Raw genomic sequence first — 16,700 nt, forward strand, 5'->3', positions numbered from 1 at the left:
AAAAAGGAAGAACATGTTTCGCGTGATCACCGCCAATCTGAACGGCATCCGTTCGGCCGCCAAGAAAGGTTTCTTCGACTGGTTCGGCGAGCAGCAATCCGACGTCGTGTGCGTGCAGGAAATCAAATGCTCGCAGGACGACCTGACGCCTGAATTCCTCGCGCCGCACGGCTTTCAGGGCTACTTTCAGCACGCGGTCAAGAAGGGCTACAGCGGCGCGGGACTGTACACGCGCCATGAGCCGGATGACGTGATCATCGGCTTCGGCTCGGAAGAGTTCGATCCGGAAGGGCGCTATGTGGAAGCGCGTTTCGGCAAGTTGTCGGTGGTGTCTGTGTACGTGCCGTCGGGGTCGAGCGGCGACGAGCGTCAGCAGGCGAAATATCGCTTCATGGACGAGTTCATGCCGCATCTCGACGCGCTTTCGAAAGAGCGCGAAGTCATTCTGTGCGGCGACGTGAACATCGTCCACAAGGAAATCGACATCAAGAACTGGAAGAGCAACCAGAAGAACTCCGGATGCCTGCCCGAAGAGCGCGCGTGGCTCACGACGCTTTTCGACGATGTCGGTTATGTCGACGTATTCCGCACGCTCGACCAGCGCGCGGAACAGTACACGTGGTGGAGCAATCGCGGCCAGGCGTACGCGAAGAACGTCGGGTGGCGGATCGACTATCAGATCGCGACGAAGGAAATCGCCGCGACCGCGAAGAAGACGTCGATTTTCCGGGACATCAAGTTCAGCGATCATGCGCCGCTGACGATCGATTACGACTGGAAGATCGCGAAGAAAAAGTGAGCTAGCGCCCGCTCTTCTTGAATCGCCCCATCCCCGCGTAATTCGGCAACTGATCGATGGTCTTGCCGAGCGCCTTCGCATACAGCGGCATCATGTCCGGCATGCGCTTGAGCAGATCCTGCCTGCGATCCGGCCCGTACGGATGCAGCCAGATGAAGCCGTCGTCCGCGCGGCGCGTGCCCGAGTCGATCTTGTTCCACAACGTGACGGCCGCGCGCGGATCGTAGCCCGCGCGCGAGGCGATCTCGCTGCCGATCACATCGGCTTCGGTTTCGTCGGCGGGGGAATAGCGCATTGTCATCAACTCGTCGCCGATATCCGGCTGTTGCGACGCGTAATTCGAAAAGCCGAAAAGCTGCGGCATGCCGTTCGACGAGAGCTGCGCCGCCTGCTGCCGCCCGAGCCGCTCACGCGCATGCTCGCGCAGCGCGTGCGCGATCTCGTGGCCGAGCATCATGCCGATTTCGTTGTCGTTCAGACGCAGCTTGTCGATGAGCCCGCTATACACGACGATCTTCCCGCCCGGCAGGCACACGATGCGCTCGTCGGGCGACTTGATGACGTTGATTTCCCACTTCCAGCTCTTCGCGCGATCGTTCCACTTGAGCGCGAACGGAATCTCGTGATTCGCAATCTCGCGCACGCGTTTCACGAGCGGATTGTTATCGGGAAGCAGCGTCTTGTTGCGCTCGGCATCGTGGATGACCTGCGCGTACTCTTCGGCGGACTGCGCTTCGAGCGTCGCGGGCGCGATCAGGTTGCGAAACAGCGCCGTATTGCCGAAGCGAATCTGGTTGTTCGGCGCGGAGTACGGCGGCGGCGTCTTCTGTTCGTCCTGGGCATGCGCCGACAAAGGCGCGAGGGACGCCCATGTCAATGCGCAAGCCAAGGCGCGAAGCGTGAAGGAAACCGTCATCGTTGAGCTCTCCAGGGCGCGATCTTGGGCAACAGTAACATGCCCGGAATGGACAACGCGACGCAGATCATGAAGTACGAAAACCAGCCCGTTTCATTCACGATATAGCCGCTGCCCGCGGCGGCGAAGGTGCGCGGCACGGCCGCGAGGCTCGTGAAGAGGGCGAATTGCGTCGCGGTGTAGCGCGGGTCCGTCGTGCTCGCGATATACGCGGTGAACGTGGCGAGCGTGAGACCCGTCGCGAAGGTTTCGAAGCCGTACAGCACGCCGAGCGCGACCGGCGACGGCCCGATTTTCGCGAGCCACGCAAAGCCGAGCGTCGCGATGATTTGCAGAAAGCCGAAGATCCACAGCCCGCGCGCAATGCCGATCTTCACCAGCGCGATCCCGCCGAGCAAGCCGCCCGCGATGCTCGCCCAGAACGCGACCGCCTTCGCGATCACGCCGATCTGCGCAAGCGAAAAGCCGACGTCGATGAAGAACTTCGTCGCGAGCGCGGTCGCCATCGTATCGCCGAGCTTGTACAGGAAGATGAAGCCCAGCACGAGCAGCGCGGCGCGCCAGCCGTCGCGCGTGACGAATTCATGAAACGGCTCGACGATCGCCTCGCGCAGACTCTTCGGCGGCGCGCCGTGAATCTCCGGCTCTCTGACGACGAGCGTCATGATGAGACCCGGCAACATGAACGCGGCGGTGATCAGAAACACGGTTTTCCACGGCAGAACGGTCGCGAGTATCAGCGACAGCGAACCGGGCACGAGACCCGCGACCTTGTACGCGTTGACGTGCACCGCGTTGCCGAGCCCTTGTTCTGTGTCGGCGAGCAGCTCACGGCGATAGGCATCGATGACGATATCCTGGCTCGCGCTAAAGAATGCGACGAGCGCGGCGAGCGCCGCCACGGCCCACAGGTTCTGCTCGGGCGAGAAGAAGCCGAAAGAGCCGATGGCGATCATCACGAGCACTTGCGTGACGAACATCCAGCCGCGCCGCCGGCCCGGACTCCAGCCGGGAAAGCGCGGGATGAAGCGGTCCATCAGCGGCGACCAGACAAATTTCCACGTGTACGGCAATCCGATCAGCGCGAAAAGGCCGATCTCCTTGACGTTGATGTGCGCGGTCGTGAGCCACGCCTGCAACAGGCTGTACAGCGTGAACAGCGGCAATCCCGACGTGAAACCGAGAAAGACGCAAATGAGGATGCGCTTGTTGAGAAACGCGCGCCATCCGGGATGATCTTCGTGAGCAGTTAAAGCGGGCGCCTCGTGTGGCGTATCGGGCATGTCGTAGTACGGGCAGTTGTCGATGCGTGAGCCCGCCGGTCGATGTTACCGGCGCTTCACGCGATAGACCGCAAGACTACCACGCCAGTTCGCGCCCCAACGGATGGTTTGCCCTTCGTGCAGCACCACGCGATCCTGAATTTCGATGCCCACTTCCGGTGCGAGCGCCTCGAAGTCCTTGATGGTGAGCACACGCACGTTCGGCGTGTTGTGCCATTGATAGGGCAGCGATTTCGATACCGGCATGCGCCCCTGAATGACCGACAGCCGATGCTGCCAGTAACCGAAATTCGGAAACGACACGATGCATTCACGCCCGACGCGCACCGTCTCGCGCAGGATCGCGGCAGTCTGGTGAATCGTCTGGAGCGTCTGCGAGAGGATCGCGAAGTCGAAGCTGTCGTCTTCGAAGAGACGCAGACCGTCTTCGAGATTCTGCTGGATCACGTTCACGCCTCTTTGCGCGCATGCGAGCACGCCGGCGTCGTTGATTTCGATGCCGTAGCCTTTCACTTCCAGCTCTTCGCCGAGCAGCGAGAGCAGCGAGCCGTCGCCGCAACCGAGATCGAGCACGGTCGAGCGCGGTTCGACCCAGCGGGCGATCGCCCGAAAATCCGAGCGCAGCGCAAGCGAATCGAGAGTGTGCTGGTTCATGCGCCGATCTCCGTGGCAATGCGTTCGTAGTAGGCGCGCATGAGATTGTGATAGCGCGCGTCGTCGAGCAGAAAGGCGTCGTGGCCGTGCGGCGCGTCGATTTCCGCGTAGCTCACCGTGCGCTTGTTGTCGAGCAGCGCCTTCACGATCTCGCGCGAGCGCGCCGGCGCAAAACGCCAGTCGGTCGAGAAACTGGTGATCAGATATTTCGCCGATGTATTGGCGAGCGCCGTCCTGAGATCGCCGTCGAAGGCTTTCGCGGGATCGAAATAATCGAGCGCGCGCGTGATGAGCAGGTACGTGTTCGCATCGAAGTATTCGGCGAACTTGTCGGCCTGATAGCGCAAGTACGACTCCACTTCGAACTCGACGTCGAAATTGAAGTTGTACGCGTCGAGCGCGCCTTCGGCACGGCGCAGCGCGCGGCCGAATTTCTCGGCCATGTCGTCGTCCGACAGATACGTGATGTGGCCGATCATGCGCGCCACGCGCAAACCGCGGCGCGGCTTCACGCCGTGCGCGTAGTAATCGCCGCCGTGGAAGTCGGGGTCCGAAAGAATGGCGGAGCGCGCCGTTTCGTTGAACGCGATGTTCTGCGCGGACAGCTTCGGCGTCGATGCCACGACGATGCAATGCGCGAGCCGCTCCGGATACATCATGCTCCACGCGAGCGCCTGCATGCCGCCGAGGCTGCCGCCCATCACGGCCGCGAAGCGCTCGATGCCGAAGCGGTCCGCGAGACGCGCCTGCGCGTTCACCCAGTCTTCCACCGTGACGACGGGAAAGCTCGCGCCGTACGGTTTGCCGGTCGCGGCGTCGATGCTCATCGGTCCGGTCGAGCCGAAACACGAGCCGAGATTGTTCACGCCGATGACGAAGAAGCGGTTCGTGTCGAGCGGCTTGCCGGGCCCGACCATGTTGTCCCACCAGCCGACGTTCTTCGGGTTATCGGCGTGAATGCCGGCGACGTGATGCGACGCGTTCAGCGCGTGGCACACGAGCACGGCGTTCGAGCGCGCGGCGTTCAGTTCGCCATAGGTCTCGACGACGAGTTCGTAGTCGCCGAGCGACGAGCCGTTCTGCATCTTGAGCGGCTCGGTGAAGCGCAGTGTTTGGGGAGTGACGATGCCGATCGATTCCATTCATTCCGCCTTTGACCAAGCGGCTAAACGGTGTCGGCGATGCGCTGCCAGGGAATTCGAGCGCGGCTGACGACCTCTTTAGCCGCATTTATAGTGAACGCCCGTGAATGATCACAGAGGTTCGCGCGCCCGCAATCGAGTCAGCAAATCGGCGCGTCGTTGATGTTCGAGAAATCTCGTTAGCGGTGAAGTATAGCGGAAAACGTCATAACGCCGCCAAACAGACGCTAAAGCGCGCCGCCGCGCATGCCGAGCGTCAGCGCGCGCAGCGAACGCACCGTGCGGTCCACGTAATGCGGCCGGCCGGAGCCGGGTTTGCGCGCCGACAGACCGCCGCTCGACGTTTTCGCGACCGGCAGATGCCCGACGATCCACACCGTGCGAATCCCGAGCCGCCGATAGGACTTCAGATGCCCGTGCGTGTCCTCGACGAGAATCGCGTCTTCGAGGCGCACGTGCGCGCGGCGCATCGCGTGACGGAGCATCGGCGCATCGGGCTTGGCGCGCCAGTGGTTGCCCGCGCGCATGTCTTCGATCGCGATCACGCGCTCGAACAGCTTCGCGATGCCCAGTTCCGCGAGCACCGTGCGCGCGTAGAGCGTCGGCGCATTGGTGAGCACGATCTTGCGCCCGGGCAGCGCGCGCAGCATGCGCGTGAGGCCGCGCTCGGCGCGCAGCATCGACGGCAGATCGGGGAAAGTGTGCACTTCGCGCAGGAAGTCGGCGGGATCGATGCCGTGATGCCGCACGAGCCCGAGCAGCGTCGCGCCGTAACGCACCGTGTAGCCGACGCGCAGCCGGTTGGCCTCGTCGACGTCGACGTTCAGCCGGTCCATGATGTACTGCGTCATCCCGCGATTGATCGCCGGGAAAACCGCATGCGACGCGTGGTGCAGCGTGTTGTCGAGATCGAAGAGCCAGACGGGGCCGCGCGTCTTGACGCGGCGTCGGCGGGAGGTGCGTTGCGCTGTCATCGTGAAAACGCCCGCGCGAAGGCGGGCGTCTTTAGCAAGGGAAGAAGGCTCAATGCGAGCGGATCATCGTGCCGAACGGCTGCTCGGTGAGGATTTCGAGCAGCACCGAATGCTCGATGCGGCCATCGATGATGTGCACCGAGCGCACGCCGCTCTTCGCGGCATCCAGCGCGGACGAAATCTTCGGCAGCATGCCGCCGGAGATGGTGCCGTCGGCGAACAGGGAGTCGATCTCGCGCGCGGAAAGATCCGTGAGCAGATTGCCTTCCTTGTCCATCACGCCGGGGATGTTCGTCATCATGACGAGCTTCTCCGCGTTCAGCACGACGGCGAGCTTGCCCGCGACGAGATCCGCGTTGATGTTGTACGAGAGTCCGTCTTCGCCGAAACCGATGGGCGAAATGACCGGAATGAACGCGTCGTCCTGCAGCGCCTTCACGACCGCCGGATTGATCGCCTCGACTTCGCCGACCTGGCCGATATCGATGAACTGGCCCGGATTGTCGCGGTCCGGCATCTGCAGCTTGCGCGCGTGGATGAGGCCGCCGTCCTTGCCGGTCAGACCGACCGCCTGGCCGCCGAAATGATTGATCAGCGTGACGATGTCCTGCTGCACCTCGCCGCCGAGCACCCATTCGACGACTTCCATCGTCTCTTCGTCGGTAACGCGCATGCCCTGAATGAAGGTGCCCTGCTTGCCGATCTTCTTCAGCGCCTGGTCGATCTGCGGGCCGCCGCCGTGCACGATGACCGGATTGATGCCGACGAGCTTCAGCAGAATGACGTCGCGCGCGAAGCCCTGCTTCAGGCGTTCTTCGGTCATGGCATTGCCGCCGTATTTGATCACGACCGTCTTGCCGTGATACTGACGGATATAGGGCAGCGCCTCGGCCAGAATTTCGGCCTTCAGGGTCGGGGCGATTTGCGTGAGGTCGGGTAGCTCGGACATGGCGGCAAATGAGGCGAGGAGCGTTTAAACACGCCGAATTGTACAGGACCGACGCATCGCAGCATGACGAATTGCCGCGGCGGCGCCACGTTTTCCGGCGCGGCGGCCGGCATGCGATCATCGTTCGGGCGGATTGATGACAAGATGATGAACGGACCCTTCGAAACGAACGAGCGGGAAGCGCCGGGCGGGCAGATTTGCGAACGCTGCGGCGCGCCGTTTCGCTGCGGCATGCTCGCGGGCGATGCCGCCTGCTGGTGCGCGAAGCTGCCCGCGCTGCCTGCCGACCGACTGCGGCCCGGCATGCGCTGTCTGTGTCCCGCGTGTCTCGCCGCGGAAACCGGACGCGCCGCCAGCGCGGAATAGCCGCCCGTGCGCCGAGGTGCGACAAATCGCGCCAGTCGCGGCTGCAAGCCCGACGCAAGCGGGATAATGCCGCATGAAGCGTAATTTCGCGGTCAGGCACTCCAACCAGATGCATCGCATAACCAACAACGGACGGGTCAACCTCGGTCACCTCTTCTGGCTTCGCTCGCTCGCGATCATCGGCCAGCTGACGACCATCGCCGTCGTGCAGATCTTCCTCGGCGCGAAGCTTCCGCTGCCCGCGATGCTGCTCGTCATCGCGCTGGAAATGGCCTTCAACGGCCTCACGTGGTTGCGCGTTGCGCGGGCGCGGCCGGAGACCAATCTCGAACTGTTCGGGCAAATGCTGGTCGACCTGGGCGCGCTCTCGGCGCTGCTCTTCCTTTCCGGCGGCGCGACCAATCCGTTCGTGACGCTCTATCTGCCGTCGCTCGCCATCGCCGCCGCCGTCCTGCCGTGGGCGATGATGACCTGCCTCGCGCTCTTCGCCGTCGCGTGCTACGCGCTTCTCAGCTACAACTACGTGCCGCTCAACATCGCGAATCCGGCCAATCTGTTCGACTATTTCCGCACCGGCCTGTGGGTCAACTTCATGGTGAGCGTCGGGCTGATCGGCTGGTTCGTCGCGCGCATGTCGCGGGCGCTGCGCGTGCGTGACGCCGCGCTCGCCGACGCCCAGCAACGTCATCTGCGCGATGAACGCGCCGTCGCGCTCGGCGTGCAGGCGGCGACCGTCGCGCATGAGATGGGCACGCCGCTTTCGACCATCGCGATGCTCTCCGAGGAATTGCGCGACTCCGCCGCGCACGACAGGAACCTCGCGCCCTACGCGGCGGATTTCGAACTGCTCGAGCAGCAGATGGCGCTGTGCACCTCCGCGCTCGCGCGCCTGCGCAGCCGCGCGACGGGGCCGTCGAGCCGCCAGCCGCTCGACGAATGGCTCTCGAGTTTCATCGATCAATGGCGACTGCGGCATCCGCAGGTGAAATTCGCGCAGATCGACCGCACGCCCGTGGATGCGTCCATCGACGACGCGGTCGGCGTCGGACAAATTCTCACGATTCTGCTCGACAACGCCGCGCGCGCGAGCAGCGAGTCGGTGACGTTGCAGGCGTCGGCGGAGAGCGTCGACGAACAGGATTACGTGCGCTTCGACGTATGCGATCGCGGGCCGGGCATTCCGGCCGCGCTGCGCGGCACGCTGGGCGCGGTGCCGGTCGACAGCACGCAGGGCGGGCACGGCGTCGGGCTGTATCTGGCGTTCGCGGCGGCGGCGCGGCTTTCCGGTTCGATCGAGCTGATCGACGGCAAGCCGCGCGGCACCTGCGCGGTGTTGCGCCTGCCGAACCGCGGTGTGGCTGCGGCGCCGGCGCAAACGGCAAGAACTGAACAAAGCGGCGCGGCCTGAACTCGAAGTCAGGCCCACGCGAGCGGCATTACGGAGAAAAAACTCATGAGCGATACCAACTTTCTGATCATCGACGACGATGAAGTCTTCGCCGGCATACTCGCCCGGGGTCTGACGCGGCGCGGCTACACGACGCATCAGGCGCACGACGCCGACGAAGCGCTGAAGCTCGCCAACCAGCACAAGTTCGGCCAGATCACGGTCGATCTGCACCTGGGCAACGATTCCGGCCTGCGGCTCGTCTCGCCGCTGCGCGACTTGCAGCCGGACGCGCGCATTCTGGTGCTGACGGGCTACGCGAGCATCGCGACGGCCGTGCAGGCGGTGAAGGACGGCGCGGACAACTATCTCGCGAAGCCGGCGAACGTCGAGACGATTCTCTCCGCGCTGCATGAGCAGGCGAGCGAGCAGACGGCCGAGGAAGCGATCGAGAACCCGACGCTGCTTTCGGTCGCTCGGCTCGAATGGGAGCACATCCAGCGCGCGCTCGCCGAGAACAACGGCAATATTTCCGCGACGGCGCGCGCGCTCAACATGCATCGGCGCACGTTGCAGCGCAAGCTGGCGAAGAAGCCGGTGCGTCAGTAAGACGGATCACGCCCGGGCCACGCTCGGGCGTCGATTCAATAGAGGCGGGAAGGGCGGCGTTCGACGCTTTAAGAGTCGCGTCGACGCAAAAAGCGAGCGCCCAAAAAAGAACCGCCCAAGCCGGGTGCCAAGGGCGGAAAAATCGGAGAGTTGCAACGACATGCGCGTACATGGAACACGCATGTAGAAAGCTTACGTTGCAAACTTAAGCACCCATATAAGAAAACTCCTAATTAAGAATCCACTTAACTTGTCTGCTTTTTGGCAGCAATCGGTGGATTTCTTTCGGATGCGCTTTCGGTCGACTTTCGTCGATATTTCGACGCCCATGCCCGCGGCGTTATCCCCTTCATACGCGCTCAAGAAAAATCGAACGAGCGCCGTAAAGCCACTCTGTGCGCGAACCGGAGTTTGCGCCACGCTGTCCGCGGGCGTCGTCTGCGGGGCGTGACAGAGGAGACATCGATGAAATGGTTTGACCGCCTGTCCGTGCGCAGCAAGCTTTTGCTGTCTTTCGCGGTGGTGATCCTGTTTACCGCGTGCGTGGGCGCCACCGGCGTGATTTCGCTCGCGAAGATGAACGGCTTGATCGAGGAAATCGGCGACCGTCATATGGACGGCCTCTATTGGGTCGAGGAAATCAACAAACACAAGCTCAACACGGATCTGGCCGCCGCCAATCTCACCTTCGCCGACGATGCCGGCAAGGCGCAGTTGAAGGAAGGCATGGCCGGCTCGCTCGACAACATGCACCGCGCGTTCGAGCGCATGCGCCCGACGATGCGCTCCGCCGAAAGCCTCGCGCTCTACGACACGGCGAGCAAATCGGTCGCCGCGTGGGAAGACATCGTGCTCATGCAGATGGGCAAGAAAGCCATGCCGGTCGATGTCGATCAGATGGGACTCATCGCGCGTGCGATCGCCGCGAGCGAAAAGGCGCGCGATTCGCTGGAACGCCTCGCCGACTTCAAGCGCAAGCGCGCGACCGACGCGCGCCACAACGCGGCATCGGAATATGAAACGATGCGCATCGTCATGCTCGCGCTCGTTTTCGGCGCGATGATCGCGGGCGCGCTGCTCGCGGTGCTGATCGGGCGGCGTCTGTCCGCGCAACTCGGCGGCGAGCCGGCGTACGCGGCGGATATCGCCGACCGCATCGCGCGCGGCGATCTGACGGCGCGCGTCGACACGCGCCCCGGCGATGACACCAGCATGCTCGCGAGCCTCGGCAACATGAGCGCGAAGCTGGCGGATATCGTCGGCGGGATTCGTCATTCGAGCGATTCGATCCTGTACGCATCGCGCGAAATCGCGCAGGGCAACACCGATCTGTCGCAACGCACTGAAGAGCAGGCGGCGTCGCTGGAGGAAACCGCGTCGAGCATGGAGCAGCTCACGCAGACCGTGCGCCAGAACGCGAGCAACGCGGATGAGGCGAGCGGGCTCGCGCGCGGCGCATCGGATGTGTCGGCGCGGGGCAGCGAGCTCGTCGGCGAAGTCGTCGACAACATGCGCGAACTGGCGTCGGGTTCGAAGCGGATGACGGACATCATCGCGGTGATCGAGGGCATCGCGTTCCAGACCAACATTCTTGCGCTGAACGCGGCCGTGGAAGCGGCGCGCGCCGGCGAGGAAGGGCGCGGCTTCGCGGTGGTCGCGGGCGAAGTGCGCTCGCTCGCGCAGCGCAGCGCGATGTCGGCGAAGGAAATCAAGGAGCTGATCGAAGCGTCGACGGCGCGCGTGGACAGCGGCGCGGCGCTCGCCGAACGCGCTGGCGCGACGATGGCCGAAGTCACGCAGGCTGTGCAGCGCGTGACGGACATCATGGCGCAGATTTCGTCGGCGTCGCATGAGCAGAGCGCGGGCATCGAGCAGGTGAATCGCGCGGTCGCGCAGATGGACGAGGTCACGCAGCAGAACGCGGCGCTCGTCGAGCAGGCCGCCGCCGCCGCGGGCGCGATGGCCGATCAGGCTGAGCAACTGAAGAGCGCGGTCGCGGTGTTCGAACTGGAACGCGGCGTCTGACGCGGCGAAACAGCCGGGCACGCGGCGGGCGAGCGACGGCCAAACGGACGTAATATCGGCTCGCTTGCCACCCGGCAGCCCGCTCCGTACACTCGCGCCTGTTTTTTTTCAGAACATGCGCGCCGCACGGGCGGCGCCTCACCGCCCACAAGGAGCCCGCCGATGTCCGATTCCTATTTCCCGCGCTGGCCGGTCCAGCCGGACGCTCAGGAGGGCCGCGTCGTCGCGCCCGACGAGCGCCTCGCCTGGCCGCAGATGATCGCGATGGGCATTCAGCACGTCGTCGCGATGTTCGGCTCGACCGTGCTCGCGCCGCTCCTGATGGGCTTCGATCCCAATCTGTGCATTTTCATGTCGGGCATCGGCACGCTGCTGTTCTTCGTGCTGGTCGGCGGGCGCGTGCCGAGTTATCTCGGTTCGAGTTTCGCGTTCATCGGCCTCGTGATTGCGGTCACGGGATACGGCGGACACGGCACGAACATGAACATTGCGGTGGCGCTCGGCGGGATCATCGCGTGCGGTGTGGCTTATACGATTATCGGGCTGATTGTTGCGGCGGTCGGCACGAAGTGGATCGAAGCGCTGATGCCGCCGGTCGTGACGGGCGCGATCGTCTGCGTGATCGGGCTGAATCTCGCGCCGATCGCCGTGAAGGGCGTGATGGGCAGCAGCTTCGAATCGTGGATGGCGCTCGTCACCGTGCTGTGCGTGGGCGGCGTCGCCGTGTTCGCGCGCGGGATGGCGCAGCGGCTGCTGATTCTGATCGGCCTCGCGATCGCGTACCTCATTTATGCGGTGCTGACCAACGGCATGGGCATGGGCAAGCCGATCGATTTCTCGATCGTCGCGAACGCCGCATGGTTCGGCATGCCGCACTTCACCGCGCCCGTGTTCGAAGCCCCGGCGATGACGCTGATCGCGCCGGTCGCGATCATTCTCGTCGCGGAGAACCTCGGGCACATCAAGGCCGTCGGCGCGATGACGGGCAAGAGTCTCGATAAATATATCGGCCGCGCGTTCGTCGGCGACGGGCTGGCGACGATCGTTTCCGGTTTCGCCGGCGGCACGGGCGTGACGACGTATGCGGAGAACATCGGCGTGATGGCCGTCACGAAGATCTATTCGACGCTCGTGTTCGTCATCGCGGCGCTTTTTGCGATCGTGCTCGGGTTTTCGCCGAAGTTCGGCGCGCTCATTCAGACGATTCCGGGGCCAGTGCTCGGCGGTGTGTCGATCGTCGTGTTCGGTCTCATCGCGGTGACCGGGGCGCGGATTTGGGTCGTCAACAAGGTGAACTTTTCGGATAACCGGAATCTGATCGTCGCGGCGGTGACGCTCGTGCTCGGCACTGGGGATTTCACGCTGAAACTCGGCGGGTTTGCGCTTGGTGGGATCGGGACGGCTACGTTCGGTGCGATCATTTTGTATGCGCTTTTGCGTCGGCGTGGGGCGGGGGTGGTTTGATGCTTGACGTCAGGGTCTGCCGGATATCTCTCTCTTCGTAGCAAACACTTCCAGATGGCGATTGACGCGGCGCATCGATGCGCCGCGTTTCGCATCGGTTTATTCGCATTTCTCTGAAACCATTCGGACTTATCTAGTTTGGCAGTTTGTCTTGCCTCGCTAGAGTCTTTTTCTGCGCCTCGCCGAAGACTCCGTTTTGGCGATGGTCCGAATTAACTCATTAGGAATGCATATGAACCGGAATATTTGGAGGCGTGTCACGCGGCGTGATTCGCTTGGATTGACGCGAAAGTCGACGAGACGTGGTGCGAGTTCGTCGATGCTGGCGCGTGCCGCGGGGATTCCTCGGGTTCTGATGATGCTTCTTTCCGTGGTGGGGATCGGGCTTGCGGGGAATAGTTATGGGCAGAATATCGTCAACGGCAGCGGTGCGCATGCCGACAACACATCCGTCGGCTTCAACAACGGCGTGGCGATTGGCCTCGACGCGGATGCCGACACGGGTGCTCCCAGAGGGGCGGCTCCCGTGGCAATCGGGTCCAAGACAAGCGCTTCCGGCACAGGCTCGCAGGTGGCGATCGGCGATGGTGCGGCGGCCAACGGAAGAAATTCCGTTTCCATAGGCGGTCTACCGGGAGCCGACGGCGCGCAGAAGTCGGGTACGACGGCTTCGGGGGATTATTCGGTGGCGATCGGCTCATCGGCACAGGCGACCGGAGCGGGCGCGCTCGCGCTCGGGGGCGACGACACCAGCGTAAGCGGGGGCGCTGTTGCCGCGGGCGATCACGCAATGGCGTTCGGCGCGCTGTCAAATGCAAACGGAGGGTACTCGCAAGCATTCGGAATTGGCTCAACTGCATTAGCAAACGATTCGCAAGCCTATGGAACGAACGCCAAGGCGACCGGAACGTCCGCGCTGGCGCTGGGAGCGAACTCTAACGCCGCCAACGCAAACGACGTCGCCCTCGGCAGCGGAAGCGTCACGGCAGTGGCCGTAGGCACCTCGAGCGTGACGATCAACGGCGTCACCTACGCTTTCGCCGGGCAGGTTCCCAACGGCACGGTCAGCATCGGCTCGGCGGGCAAAGAGCGCACGCTGACGAATCTCGCCGCTGGCCGTCTCGACGCAACCAGCACCGACGCGGTCAACGGCTCGCAACTCAACGCGACCAACCTCGCGGTGGAGGCCACGAACGTCAAGGTCAACACGCTCGGCGGCGACGTTGCGACCGCACTGGGCGGCGGCGCGAGCTACGACGGCAACGTCTTCACGATGCCGAGCTACAACGTCTACGGAAGCCAGTACAACAACGCAGGCGCCGCGATCGCCGCATTGCAAAACCTCGCGCCGCTGCAGTATTCCACCGCCGCCGCGCCGACAACCGGTCTCGGCGCAAATGGCGCGCCCGTATCGAACGATGTCACGCTCGTCGGGCCGCTCGCCGGCGCGGTGACGCTGCACAACGTCGCAACCGGCATCGATGGCACCGACGCCGTGAACGTCGATCAGTTGAACAATGCGATCAGCGCAGCTGTCATCAACGTCGGTCCGACGGGCGCGGTCTACGTCGCGGGCAATCCGGACACGTACGCCATGCCGAGCGCCACCGGCGCCAACGCCACGGCGGTCGGCAGCGGCAGCGTCGCATCGGGCCAGGGCAGCACGGCTATCGGCAACGGCGCGTCCGCGACCGCCGACAATTCCGTCGCGCTCGGCGCGAATTCCGTCGCGAATGAAGCGAACACCGTGTCGGTCGGCGCCGCGGGCAGCGAGCGCCGCGTCACCAATGTCGCGCCGGGCGTCAACGGGACGGATGCCGTCAACAAGAACCAGCTGAACGCCGGTCTCGGGCAAGTTCAAAATCAGGTGAACGACAACCTCAAGAAGTCCTACGGCGGCACCGCCGCGGCGATCGCGATCGCCGGCCTGCGCTATGACGATCGTCCCGGCAAGATTTCGGCAGGCGTCGCGACCGGCTGGTACCACAATCAGATGGGCCTCGCGATCGGCGTCGGCGGCACGTCGGACGATGGCGTGTGGCGCGTGAACGGCGGCCTCACGATGTCGCCGACATTGTCGTCGCCGGACATCGGCGGCGTGGTCGGCGTCACGTACACGTTCAACTGATCGAGCGTCGGGCGCGCGTGCAACCGTCGCGCGTCCGAGCCGGTTCCCTCACGCTCCACTCCCCCGCTTGCGATTAACAATCGCAGTCTCCGAAAGATCGACCTCCCGCATCAGCTTGTTAAGCGTTTCATCGTTGATATGCTGCAATGAGCGCAGCCTCAGCAACTCCGCCCGCTCGGCCCGCAACGCCGCCATCTTCAGCCGCGTCTCCACCATCTCGCTCTTCTTCGCGGCCTTGCGCGGCGCTTCCTCTTCGCCGAGCGATTCCAGCCGCCGCCGATACATCCCCATCACGCGCGCGGTCGAATCGGCGCAACGCGCGGACCCGGCCTCATCCATCTGCTCGATGAGCTCATCGTGCGTGTCGTCAATCGCGCGAATCGCCGCCTGCGCCGCACGCCGGCGCGCCATGCGTTCCTCCGCCGCGTGCGGATTTTTTTCGCGTTCGATGCCGCGCAGCATCAGCGGCAAACCGACGACCGCGATCAGCAGCGACACCAAAATCACCGCCGACGCGATGAAAATCGCCAGGTCGCGCCCGGCGAGCGTCACCGGCAGCGACAGCACGCCCGCGAGCGTGACCGCGCCGCGCACGCCGCCGATCGTCGTCAGCGCGAGCGTGCGAAAGCCGGGCGCAGCGCTGTCGAGGCCCTGCTTCGCCGTCCGGCGCGCCGCGACCCAGCGCAGCGAATACACCCAGACGAAACGCAGCGCATAGAGCGCGACCAGCGTCGCGAACACATAGCCGATCAGAAGGCCGACCTGCGCGTTGCTGTCGTGATGCGCCTCGATCAGCGCCTGCCCGAGGATGTGCGGAAACTGCAGCCCGAGCAGGATGAAGACCATGCCGTTGAACACGAATTCGATCATCGTCCAGGTGCTCGTCATGCGCACGCGCACCGCGCTCGGAATGCCTTCGCGCAGGCTCTGGATGTTCATCATCATGCCCGCCGATACCGCCGCCAGAATCCCCGAACACCCCGCATGCTCGGCCACCACGTAGGCCGCGAACGGAATCAGGATCGTGAGGATGACGCCCGCGGCGGGATCGTCGTCGTCGGAAAATTTCAGCAGGCGCGACGGAATCTCGGTGACCGCCCAGCTGATCGCCGCGCCGATCACGAGCCCGCCCGCCGCGATGATGAAGAAGCTGATCGTCGCGTCGCGCAGCGAGAACACGCCCGTGAGCGCCGCCGCAATCGCGAACTTCAGCGCGACGAGGCCCGACGCGTCGTTCATCAGCGCCTCGCCTTCGAGAATGTGCATCAGGTTCGCGGGAATCCGGTTGCGCCCGGCGATGCCCGTCAGCGCGACGGCATCGGTCGGCGAGAGCACGGCGGCGAGCGCGAACGCGATGGGCAGCGGCATCGACGGAATCATCGCGTGCAAGAAATAGCCGAGCACGCCGACGGTGATGAACACGAGCCCGAGCGCGAGCATCAGGATCGCGCGGCGCTGCATATACAACTCGCGCTTCGGAATGCGCCAGCCGTCCGCGAACAGCAGCGGCGGAATAAACAGCAACATGAAGAGTTCGGGATCGAACGTGACGTGCAGCGCGAAGCCCGGCCACGCGAGGCACGCGCCGATCGCGATCTGGATGAGCGGCAGCGGCAGCTTGACCGGGAGCAGGCTCAGGCCGAATCCCGACAGCGCGACGGCCAGCAGAAGAATGAGAACGGTAAAGACGATTTCCATGTGTGCGCTACTGCACGACGCACGCGAGCGGCCGGCGCCCGCGGCGTCTAGCATTGATTCGATGAGCCGAAAGTTTAGCCCGTGCCCGCAAGACGTTGCAGCGCGCGCGACGCGGGATGGCGCACCGCGATGGTGCGCGTGCACGAGAGGTCGCCTGTTGACGGTGCACACACGGCGCAAAAGTCCCGCCGGACGCAGCGCGCTCTGCGCACGGAGCTTGCTTAAGCGAAAGCCACGGGACACAGAGACTCCCGGCGAGATCATCGAGGGCAGTTCTTATGGAAATGGCATGGGGCATCACGCGGT

Annotated in this window: 13 protein-coding genes and 3 pseudogenes; 9 read left to right on the forward strand and 7 right to left on the reverse strand. The window is 64.1% G+C overall.

What is annotated here, in order from left to right; genetic code table 11:
- Positions 1-13 precede the first annotated feature (13 nt).
- Positions 14-799 carry an exodeoxyribonuclease III gene (locus AWB76_RS03485; RefSeq protein ID WP_061158725.1) on the forward strand — a complete coding sequence of 262 codons (786 nt, stop codon included), beginning with the start codon at positions 14-16 and terminating at the stop codon, positions 797-799.
- Between the two features lies 1 nt (position 800).
- On the opposite strand, the gene AWB76_RS03490 is transcribed toward AWB76_RS03485, so the two are convergent.
- From AWB76_RS03490 to argB, 6 genes are all read right to left on the reverse strand, one after another.
- Positions 801-1,715, reverse strand: a complete 915-nt coding sequence (locus AWB76_RS03490; RefSeq protein ID WP_061158726.1) for a M48 family metallopeptidase — start codon at positions 1,713-1,715, stop codon at positions 801-803.
- Positions 1,712-2,998, reverse strand: coding sequence for an AmpG family muropeptide MFS transporter (locus AWB76_RS03495; protein WP_061158727.1), 1,287 nt, complete (start codon positions 2,996-2,998; stop codon positions 1,712-1,714). The genes AWB76_RS03490 and AWB76_RS03495 overlap by 4 nt, the downstream gene beginning before the upstream one ends.
- A 45-nt stretch (positions 2,999-3,043) precedes the next feature.
- Positions 3,044-3,652, reverse strand: a complete 609-nt coding sequence (metW, locus tag AWB76_RS03500; RefSeq protein ID WP_061158728.1) for a methionine biosynthesis protein MetW — start codon at positions 3,650-3,652, stop codon at positions 3,044-3,046.
- A complete protein-coding gene (gene metX, locus AWB76_RS03505) occupies positions 3,649-4,794 on the reverse strand; it encodes a homoserine O-succinyltransferase MetX (protein ID WP_061158729.1) in 1,146 nt (381 codons plus the stop codon). The genes metW and metX overlap by 4 nt, the downstream gene beginning before the upstream one ends.
- A gap of 227 nt (positions 4,795-5,021) precedes the next feature.
- Positions 5,022-5,768 (reverse strand): pyrimidine 5'-nucleotidase, encoded by a 747-nt coding sequence (locus tag AWB76_RS03510; protein WP_061158730.1) that lies wholly within the window; start codon positions 5,766-5,768, stop codon positions 5,022-5,024.
- Positions 5,769-5,817: 49 nt separating this feature from the next.
- The gene (gene argB / locus AWB76_RS03515; protein WP_061158731.1) at positions 5,818-6,717 is read right to left on the reverse strand and encodes an acetylglutamate kinase; all 900 of its coding nucleotides are present in this window, start codon (positions 6,715-6,717) and stop codon (positions 5,818-5,820) included.
- A 63-nt stretch (positions 6,718-6,780) separates the two neighbouring features.
- Between argB and AWB76_RS03520 the strand changes: the two genes are divergently transcribed.
- The 8 genes and pseudogenes from AWB76_RS03520 to AWB76_RS43245 all read left to right on the forward strand — a co-directional run.
- Entirely contained in the window at positions 6,781-7,083 is a 303-nt protein-coding gene (locus AWB76_RS03520; protein WP_341845279.1) for a cysteine-rich CWC family protein, read from the forward strand.
- Positions 7,084-7,192: 109 nt separating this feature from the next.
- A complete protein-coding gene (locus AWB76_RS03525) occupies positions 7,193-8,491 on the forward strand; it encodes an ATP-binding protein (protein ID WP_061158732.1) in 1,299 nt (432 codons plus the stop codon).
- Between the two features lie 45 nt (positions 8,492-8,536).
- Entirely contained in the window at positions 8,537-9,079 is a 543-nt protein-coding gene (locus AWB76_RS03530; RefSeq protein WP_061158733.1) for a response regulator transcription factor, read from the forward strand.
- Between the two features lie 465 nt (positions 9,080-9,544).
- The gene (locus tag AWB76_RS03535) at positions 9,545-11,104 is read left to right on the forward strand and encodes a methyl-accepting chemotaxis protein (protein ID WP_061158734.1); all 1,560 of its coding nucleotides are present in this window, start codon (positions 9,545-9,547) and stop codon (positions 11,102-11,104) included.
- A 162-nt stretch (positions 11,105-11,266) separates the two neighbouring features.
- Positions 11,267-12,568 (forward strand): solute carrier family 23 protein, encoded by a 1,302-nt coding sequence (locus AWB76_RS03540; protein ID WP_061158735.1) that lies wholly within the window; start codon positions 11,267-11,269, stop codon positions 12,566-12,568.
- A gap of 358 nt (positions 12,569-12,926) precedes the next feature.
- Positions 12,927-13,766 (forward strand): annotated as a pseudogene (locus AWB76_RS42990) (hypothetical protein); the annotation flags it as partial.
- Positions 13,767-14,030: 264 nt separating this feature from the next.
- Positions 14,031-14,498, forward strand: a pseudogene (locus tag AWB76_RS43240) (YadA family autotransporter adhesin); the annotation flags it as partial.
- 15 nt (positions 14,499-14,513) lie between these two features.
- Positions 14,514-14,696, forward strand: a pseudogene (locus AWB76_RS43245) (YadA-like family protein); the annotation flags it as partial.
- Positions 14,697-14,744: 48 nt separating this feature from the next.
- Here the strand turns inward: AWB76_RS43245 and AWB76_RS03550 are convergent.
- Positions 14,745-16,394 (reverse strand): Na+/H+ antiporter, encoded by a 1,650-nt coding sequence (locus AWB76_RS03550; RefSeq protein ID WP_061158737.1) that lies wholly within the window; start codon positions 16,392-16,394, stop codon positions 14,745-14,747.
- Between the last annotated feature and the right edge of the window lie 306 nt (positions 16,395-16,700).

The organism is Caballeronia temeraria (assembly GCF_001544795.2).
Classification (GTDB): Bacteria; Pseudomonadota; Gammaproteobacteria; order Burkholderiales; family Burkholderiaceae; genus Caballeronia; species Caballeronia temeraria.

Coding starts and splice junctions, on each gene's coding strand:
- AWB76_RS03490 (WP_061158726.1), bottom strand. CDS start 1,715: ATGACGGTTTCCTTCACGCTTCGCGCCTTGGCTTGCGCATTGACATGG.
- argB (WP_061158731.1), bottom strand. CDS start 6,717: ATGTCCGAGCTACCCGACCTCACGCAAATCGCCCCGACCCTGAAGGCC.
- AWB76_RS03540 (WP_061158735.1), top strand. CDS start 11,267: ATGTCCGATTCCTATTTCCCGCGCTGGCCGGTCCAGCCGGACGCTCAG.
- AWB76_RS03550 (WP_061158737.1), bottom strand. CDS start 16,394: ATGGAAATCGTCTTTACCGTTCTCATTCTTCTGCTGGCCGTCGCGCTG.
- AWB76_RS03485 (WP_061158725.1), top strand. CDS start 14: ATGTTTCGCGTGATCACCGCCAATCTGAACGGCATCCGTTCGGCCGCC.
- metX (WP_061158729.1), bottom strand. CDS start 4,794: ATGGAATCGATCGGCATCGTCACTCCCCAAACACTGCGCTTCACCGAG.
- AWB76_RS03530 (WP_061158733.1), top strand. CDS start 8,537: ATGAGCGATACCAACTTTCTGATCATCGACGACGATGAAGTCTTCGCC.
- AWB76_RS03495 (WP_061158727.1), bottom strand. CDS start 2,998: ATGCCCGATACGCCACACGAGGCGCCCGCTTTAACTGCTCACGAAGAT.
- AWB76_RS03535 (WP_061158734.1), top strand. CDS start 9,545: ATGAAATGGTTTGACCGCCTGTCCGTGCGCAGCAAGCTTTTGCTGTCT.
- AWB76_RS03510 (WP_061158730.1), bottom strand. CDS start 5,768: ATGACAGCGCAACGCACCTCCCGCCGACGCCGCGTCAAGACGCGCGGC.
- metW (WP_061158728.1), bottom strand. CDS start 3,652: ATGAACCAGCACACTCTCGATTCGCTTGCGCTGCGCTCGGATTTTCGG.
- AWB76_RS03520 (WP_341845279.1), top strand. CDS start 6,781: ATGACGAATTGCCGCGGCGGCGCCACGTTTTCCGGCGCGGCGGCCGGC.
- AWB76_RS03525 (WP_061158732.1), top strand. CDS start 7,193: ATGCATCGCATAACCAACAACGGACGGGTCAACCTCGGTCACCTCTTC.